The following is a 1,842-nucleotide window of genomic DNA, read 5'->3' on the forward strand; positions in this document are numbered from 1 at the left end:
TTTAAAAAAGGTTCAACATTTTTATTGAATAATTCTAAACGATCTTCCACTTCTTTTTGACTTAGATCTAATTCAAGCCTTGTCTTAAAAAGTGTGGATAGATAGCTAACATCCCAAGAAACTATTCCAGGGAAAGGGACTAAATGCGCGGCTTGAGGCGAGGCAACAAATCCTTTCCCGAATAACCAAGGCAGAAGGGCTTCAACTTGTTTGCAAACATGTTGGCATTTTATTGAAAATTCATCTCCAAATTCATGTGCACCCTGAACCTTTCTATATAAAGGCTTTGCAGGTTTAGTAACCTTTTCCGAACTTTTTTGACTTTGATGAAGAGATGTACCTAAACTTTCTTCAATCTCACCTGTTTGATTTGTAATATGATGAGTTAAAAAGTCATTTAAAACTAATTTGATTTCACCTAATTGCTCCTCAGATAAATGATCCTTTACTAGTTCAAACATGTCAGAAACTCTAACAGCAAAGTCTCGATGGCTTTCTAAAAGTTTGGGAAAACGTTCTTGAGAATGAACAAGGTAATGGCCTAAAAAAATATCTACAAATTTTTTAACTTGCTCAACACCACCAGTTAATAATTCAGAGATGTTGTTTTTTTCTTTTTCCATAAGTTTGTTAAAAAAACTTTCTAAAATATCAGCCTTTTTTGCTTTTAATTCTTTTAATAAATTTGTTAGGTCTTCAATCTCTTTTTTAATCTTAGTTTCTTGATTTAATTCTTTTTCTATTTCAGCCACATTTTTATTGATAAAATTTTGATAAACTCTCAAAAAATCCTCTGGGAAAAGAAATGAATTAAGCTTTGATACAATTTCTTGGGCAGTCATCTCCTTACCAGAATTAGGAAGCAGATTAAATAAATTTTTAAATAGTTCTTCGAATACGGGTGCTTTTCCGTTTGCCATTGGTTCTGTCAACGCTAAAAGAGGTTTTAAATAGTCTTCAATGTATGTTTTTAGAGCAAGACAATCATCTATAGTAATAATTTCTACATCTTTTTTTCTGTTTAGCCTCTCTCTGAGTTCATTAGTTATTCCCAGCACCTGAGATTGAATAGAGGGAATAACATTAGCTGCTAGTGTTTGCAAAGCGTCTTTATAAGCGACAGGATCACGGCTATCATTAATTAAAATTTTTTTAATCTCTTGAATAAAATCAGGATATCTTTCTAAATTTCCCTCTTTTATTTCCTGGAAAATTTTCATGTAACGAGGACAAGTTTCATCGACCTCTTGCCGAACTTGATTCAATTTGCCGGAATAAACCGCTAAAGCTTCTTCGAAAGATGTTTTAATTGTTTTGAATTGCTTTATAGAATCATCTAAATTTTCGACTTCTTCTCCTTGAAGAGCAGTATTAATACCATTTAAAATCGTTTCAATTTTTTGTGGTAAACCACCCTTAATTGATTTCACATGCTTGCTTAGTGTTTGAATAGTGCCTGGTAGTATCTTTTTAAGATCGTTATAGCCCTCTTCTAATTCACTATGTTCTTTTTTTAAAAATTCGATCTCCTCTGTTGTTAGTTTTTTCACATCAATTTCTTGATATTTTTCTAAAAATTGTTCAAATTTTAGTAAAAAAGCATCAATTGTTTTTATAGGGCTGTCTAATTTTTCTAATAATTCTAATTCTTTTATTTTATCTGCATAAGGTCTTTTTTTTATATTAGTTAAGCGCTCGTTTAAATCCTTTAATTCCATTTTTTTTTCATCTAATTCTGTTTGTACTTCTTGATACTCTCGACTTATTTTGCTTAATGTTTTGTCATTTAGAATGTCGACGGTTTTATTTTCACAAGATAGAGTTAGCTTAACTAAACTTTCC

1 protein-coding gene is annotated in these 1,842 nt (G+C 30.9%); it reads right to left on the reverse strand.

Annotated elements, in window-relative coordinates; all coding sequences use genetic code 11:
- The coding region (locus tag TY19_RS06855) for a hypothetical protein (protein ID WP_042281252.1) at nucleotides 1–1,842 on the reverse strand (1,842 nt) is incomplete at both ends.

The sequence above is a fragment of the Candidatus Protochlamydia sp. R18 genome (assembly GCF_000648255.1).
Classification (GTDB): domain Bacteria; phylum Chlamydiota; class Chlamydiia; order Chlamydiales; family Parachlamydiaceae; genus Protochlamydia; species Protochlamydia amoebophila.